This window comes from uncultured Corynebacterium sp. (genome assembly GCF_902782855.1).
Classification (GTDB): domain Bacteria; phylum Actinomycetota; class Actinomycetes; order Mycobacteriales; family Mycobacteriaceae; genus Corynebacterium.
The window spans coordinates 1-5777 of sequence record NZ_CACZOO010000268.1 but is presented as its reverse complement, the minus strand read 5'-3'; the positions used below and the strand labels follow the sequence as shown (position 1 = coordinate 5777).

The window sequence follows — 5777 nt, the reverse complement described above, 5'->3', positions numbered from 1 at the left end:
GCCGGGGAGAGTGCCGGAGAGACCGGCGGGGACGCTGCCGGGGATCCGGCCGGGGAGTGAGCACACCCCGGCCCGCGGGCCACCGGCTGCGCGCCCGTTACCGGCGCATCATGGCCTTCGGCCTGTCCGTGATGCTGCAGGTCTGGTGGTTCGACCTGGTCCTGCCACGGATCGGCCTGCGGGCCTGGAGCCGGGAGGGCCAGACGAAACGGCTGACCAGGTCCGCGATGCGGTTCCGGCGGTTGGCGACCGACCTCGGCGGGCTGATGATCAAGGTCGGACAGTTCATGTCGACCCGCATCGACATGCTTCCGGCGCAGGTGACGGATGAACTCGCCGCCCTGCAGGACAATGTCCCCGCGGTCGGGTTCGACAAGGTCCGCGCCCAGGCCGAGGCAGACCTGGGGATGCCGCTGACACGCGCCTTCGCGTCCTTCACCACCGGACCGATCGCCGCGGCGTCGCTGGGGCAGGCCTACCGGGCGCGGCTGACCCCGGCGCTGGCCGCCGAGGTGGGGTACGCGGAAGTCGTGGTGAAGGTGCAGCGGCCCGGGATCGCCGAGATCGTGGACGTCGATCTTTCCGCGCTGCGGAGGATCGCCGGCTGGCTGGCGAAGGTGCCGTTCATCGCCGGACGCGCTGATGTGCCGGCACTCATCGAGGAGTTCGCCACCACCAGCCACGAGGAGATCGACTACCTGCACGAAGCTGCGGAGGCGGCGTCCTTCCGGAAGGAGTTCGCGGACGCCGCGGGCGACGGTCCGCGCACCCGTGCCCCGCAGGTCGTGTGGGAGCGCAGTACCCGTCGAGTGCTGACGCTGCAGGACGTCACCGCGATCAAGATCAGTGATGTGGCGACGCTGCGTGGGCTCGGCATCGACCCCTCTGAGGTGGCCGGAAGGCTGGCCGGGGAGATGTTCACCCAGCTGTTCACGACCGGGCATTTCCACGCCGACCCGCACCCGGGGAACATCTTCGTCACCCCGGGTCTGCGGCGTGGGGAGTTCTCACTGACCTTCATCGACTTCGGAATGACCGGGCACATCGATGACACGCTGCGGGACGGGCTTCGGTCGCTGGTCATCGCCGTGGGGTTGCGCGACGGGGCCGGGATGGTCACCGCGATGCAGGGGTTGGGCGTCCTGCTCGACGGCGCGGACACCGACACTCTCGCCGAGGCGATGACCGAGCTCTTCGACCGCTTCGGCGGGATGGCCGTGACCGATCTGCAGCACGTGGATCCGAAGGAGTTCGAGGAGTTCGCGCACCGGTTCCGCGACGTGATCCGGTCGATGCCGTTCCAGCTGCCGGAGAACTTCCTGCTCATCATGCGTGCGGTGTCGATGTTGTCCGGGCTGTGCTCCACACTGGACCCGGAGTTCAACATCTGGGAAGCGGTGACACCCTTCGCGACCCGGCTGATCCGGGAGCAGGCCGGGGCGTCGGCGGCGGAGATTGCTGGGCGGGCGGTTACCTCGGCGGCTGCGACGGCGAAGACGGTGGTCGCGTTGCCGCGGCGGCTCGACCATGTGATCTCCGTGGTGGAGAGTGGCGACCTGTCGGTGAAGACACCGCAGGTCGAACACCAGCTCAAACGGCTGGAGCGGGCGGCGGTCCGGGTGGTCGCCGCGATCGTCTTCGTCGGCCTGGTGATCGGCGGGGCGGTGCTGCGGGGATCTGCGGGGGCGGGGGACTCGTGGAGTACGGCCGCGAACGTGGTGGGCATCGTGATGATGGCACTGTCGGTACTGCCGCTGCTCTACGCGCTCTTCGGCGGGCGCCGGGTGTGACCCACCCGACTGGTTGGCCCATGGATCACAGGCCACCCGGGTCGAGTGCTCCAGGTTGGTTTTCCGGTCCCGGACCAACCTGGAGCACTCGACTCAACCCACGCTGACCGCGTCCCCGAGGCGGAGGACGCCGCCGCTCCCGGAGGTACTTCCGACCGCGCCGGAGCCCGTGGCATCGGTGGGCAGCAGGAGGACGCCGAGTGTCGGCTCCGCCTGCCCCACCTCCCTGGTCAGGACCTTGAGCAGGTTCGCGTCGCGGATGCCGGTGTCCGGATTCGCGGTGACCGCCATGCAACGCACGATGGTCTTCTGCGCCGTGAACCGGACCTGGCCCACGGTGATGTCGGTGGTGTTCGCCGCCCAGTCCAGTTCGGTCCATGCCGGCACCCCGTCGATGACGACGTTGGACCGGAACCGGCGGTCGTCGAGCGGGACGGCGCTGTTCGCTGCACTGTTCACCCGGTCCAGCTCCCGCACCGACTCCTCCGAGTGCAGAGAGACGAAGCCACGCGGCCGGTCCTGGAACCGGGCGTTCACCCCGTCACCGACCAGTTCCAGGGGGAGCCTGCCCGGTCGCCCCAACCGCTTCGCATCCGGACCCACGAGGATCCAGTCAGTCAGCGCGTCACAGATCTCGCGGCGTCCTCCCTCGTCAAGCCCGGCGGAGACGAGGAGCGCGTCATTGTCAGTTCGGTCACGGAAGGTCAGCGTCCTACCGTCGAACTCGACACGCAGCCGGGCGAGCGTCGGAAAATCCTGCAGGCACAACCCCTTCACCTTCGGCCAGTAGTCGAGACCGTCCTTATCCTCCGGCGTGGCTGCGTCCGAGAACCGGACGGCGAGGACGCGGTCCCCGGCGATGCGGCCGTCCGGCTGGACCATCAGCGATTCACAGGGTTGCGGGGTGAACCCCTTGACGGGGTAGCGGTAGAGCGCGGTGACCTGCGGCATGGCAGCGACGCTACGCCATGCCCCTGCTCCTCACATATCGTCGAGGTACATAGACCGAGCTTTCATCGCATGGATGATCAGTTCGTAGCCGTCATCGAAAACCAACGCGATCAATTCCAGTACACGGCCCGCAGGATCGATACTGATCATGAGCCAACGTCTCGGGTCATCCTCGTCAAGTGGGCGAGAGTTCAGCACATGGTCTGCGGCATAGAGAACAATGTCGTCAGTCAACCGGTCCCGCCGGTAATGCTTGCGCGCCGACCGATGGATGTCAGGCGGCATGCGGCCCCTGCGTCCACTGTCGCACCGCTGTCCGGATCGCTTCGGAACGCGTGGAGATCCCCTCAGCTTCAGCTTTCTCGGTGAGCGCAGCAAGAGTCGCTGCATCAAGACGCACCGGCACCACGGTCCCCGGGCCGTCGCCGACGGGGGGCCTGCCCCGGCGGGGCTCCGGCAAAGTCGACAGATCGTAGCCGGCCTCAGCTTCATCAGCCCAGGCCTGGATCTGTTCGTCGGTCACAGGTTTCCCATGCAGCAGGTGTTCACTCATGGGATTACCGTATACGAAATTCTGCGCGGAGAGAAGCGCTCCCGTTGCAGGCTGTACGCTATGCCGCCCCGAGTTCAGTGGAGGCCTCCGACCTCAGCCGACCTTGACCAGCAGCTTGCCGAAGTTCTTTCCCTCGAGCAGCCCGATGAAGGCCTCGGGCGCGGCGTCCAGCCCCTCGACGATGTCCTCCCTGTGGACGATGGTGCCGTCGGCGACCTTCGGTCCGATCTCGTCGAGGAACTCGTCGTAATGTTCGGCGAACTCCGTCTGGATGAACCCGCGGACCAGCACGCTCTGCGTGAGGATCGTGTTCATCGTGGCGGGTAGCCGGTCGTGGTCCCCCAGGCCACCGGTGTTGTAGTTGGCGACGAGCCCGCACACCGGCACGCGCGAGTAGAGGTTCAGCCGCGGACGCACCGCATCCCACACCGGACCACTGACGTTCTCGTAGTAGACGTCCACGCCGTCCGGGCAGGCGGCCTTGAGGTTGTCGTAGAAGTCCGGGTCGCGGTGGTCGACGGCGGCGTCGAAGCCGATCCCGTCCCTGACCCATGCACATTTCTTCTCCCCACCGGCGATGCCGACGGCGTCCACCCAGCCCGTACGCCAGAGCACCAGGTCGCCTTCGGCGAAGTCAGGGTTCTCCGAGGCGACGACCTCGCTGACCGTCTCGCCCTCCATGACGCCGTCGACGGGCACGGGTGCGGCGTAGGACTTCGCGTCGCTCATCCGGCCGCGCATGTACGGGTCGAGGGAGAGGTAGCGGACCTTGACCTCGATGTCGCCGTCGGTGAGCTCGGGGAGTTCGACGGTCTCGGAGCGGAAATGCCCGGGGCCGGGTGCCGCCTCCGGGCGGGACGCGAGGACGATCTGGCGTGCGGTGCGGGTGGTATGTGCAACAGTCATGAGGATTCCGGGCCTCCTGAGTTTCCTGGACGTGGGGGTGATTGTCCTCCCCGAGGGTAACCACGGTCACCGATCCCGGAGCGCTGGGCCGCGGGTCGGGCACCCCAGGTTGGTCTCAGCGGTCCGCACCAACCTGGAGCGCCCGACCTGGCGCCAGATGCAACCCGACCGGGTGGTCCGACGGCCAGAAACCAGCTAGCCGAGTCGTACATGGCGCAGTCAGGTCCGGAGGCACCGCCGGATACACTGGTCAACCATGACTGAAGCACCGGCCGACACGGCGTCCTCGGCGTCCTCGGCGTCCTCCCCCGCCGACACCACCTTCGACCCCGGCGTCCGGCTGGGCACCGTCGACGGAGCCCCGGCGCACGGCCGCACCGGCGTCATCCACACCCCGCACGGCGACATCCACACCCCCGCGTTCATCCCCGTCGCCACGAAGGCCACGGTGAAGACCCTCACCCCCGAGCAGGTCCGCTCCACCGGCGCGGAGGCGATCCTGTCGAACGCGTACCACCTCTACCTGCAGCCCGGCGAGGACATCGTCGACACCGCCGGCGGCCTCGCCGAGTTCGAAAACTGGCACGGCCCGACCTACACGGATTCCGGTGGTTTCCAGGTCATGAGCCTGGGCGTGGGCTTCAAGAAGGTCCTGGCGATGGACGTCACCGACCTCACCGAGGCGGACATCCGCGCGGCGAAGAAGGAGCGGATGGCGCAGGTCGACGAGGACGGTGTGGACTTCAAGTCCATCATCGACGGCTCGATGCACCGCTTCACCCCGGAGAAGTCGATGCAGATCCAGCACGGCCTCGGCGCGGACATCATGTTCGCCTTCGATGAGCTCACCACGCTGGTCGACACCCGCCGCTACCAGGAGGAGTCCGTCGACCGGACGCACCGTTGGGCCGAGCGCTGCCTTATCGAACACGACCGACTGACCCGCGGGCGGACGCACCGTCCGCTGCAGTCCCTGTGGGGTGTGGTGCAGGGTGCGCAGTACGAGGACCTGCGGCGTCAGGCCGCCCGGGGTCTCGTGGAGCTTTCCCGCGAGGCGGAGGACGCAGGACGCCGCGGCTTCGGCGGCTTCGGCATCGGTGGCGCCCTGGAGAAGGAGAACCTCGGCACCATCGCCGGCTGGGTCTGCGATGAGCTGCCCGAGGACAAACCCCGCCACATGCTGGGGATCTCCGAGCCGGATGACCTGTTCACCTGCATCGCCGCAGGTGCGGACACCTTCGACTGTGTCGCCCCGACCCGGCTCGCCCGACGTGGTGGGGTGTACACCCTGGACGGCCGCCTGAACCTCATGGCGTCCCGCCACAAGCGGGATTTCATCCCGATCGACACGGAGACCGGCGGCTACGTCAACGAGCACTACACGCGAGCCTACATCCACCACCTGCTCAGGGCGCACGAGTTCCTCGCAGGGACGCTGTGCACGCTGCACAACATCAACTTCATGATGACGCTGACGCGGAATATCCGGACTGCCATTGAAGCCGGGCGTTTCGAGGAATACCGCGACGAGTTCCTGGGACGCTACTACGCGAACAAGGCCCCGGAGCTGCGCGGGC

6 protein-coding genes are annotated in these 5777 nt (G+C 67.6%); 2 read left to right on the top strand and 4 right to left on the bottom strand.

From position 1 onward, the window contains the following. The coding region (locus QZV72_RS10910) for an ABC1 kinase family protein (RefSeq protein WP_367119103.1) at nucleotides 1-1790 on the top strand (1790 nt) is incomplete at its 5' end. Between the two features lie 93 nt (nucleotides 1791-1883). Here the strand turns inward: QZV72_RS10910 and QZV72_RS10905 are convergent. The 4 genes from QZV72_RS10905 to QZV72_RS10890 form a co-directional block, all read right to left on the bottom strand. Continuing rightward, nucleotides 1884-2741, bottom strand: a complete 858-nt coding sequence (locus tag QZV72_RS10905; RefSeq protein ID WP_297008405.1) for an MOSC domain-containing protein — start codon at nucleotides 2739-2741, stop codon at nucleotides 1884-1886. A gap of 30 nt (nucleotides 2742-2771) precedes the next feature. Next, a complete protein-coding gene (locus QZV72_RS10900) occupies nucleotides 2772-3026 on the bottom strand; it encodes a toxin (protein WP_297008403.1) in 255 nt (84 codons plus the stop codon). Next, nucleotides 3016-3294, bottom strand: a complete 279-nt coding sequence (locus tag QZV72_RS10895) for a ribbon-helix-helix domain-containing protein (protein ID WP_297008401.1) — start codon at nucleotides 3292-3294, stop codon at nucleotides 3016-3018. Before QZV72_RS10895 ends, QZV72_RS10900 begins: the two co-directional genes overlap by 11 nt. A 93-nt stretch (nucleotides 3295-3387) precedes the next feature. Continuing rightward, a complete protein-coding gene (locus tag QZV72_RS10890; RefSeq protein WP_297008399.1) occupies nucleotides 3388-4200 on the bottom strand; it encodes an NADP-dependent oxidoreductase in 813 nt (270 codons plus the stop codon). A 256-nt stretch (nucleotides 4201-4456) separates the two neighbouring features. On the opposite strand from QZV72_RS10890, the gene tgt reads away from it, so the two are divergent. After that, on the top strand, nucleotides 4457-5777 hold a 1321-nt coding region (gene tgt / locus QZV72_RS10885), incomplete at its 3' end, for a tRNA guanosine(34) transglycosylase Tgt (RefSeq protein ID WP_297008398.1).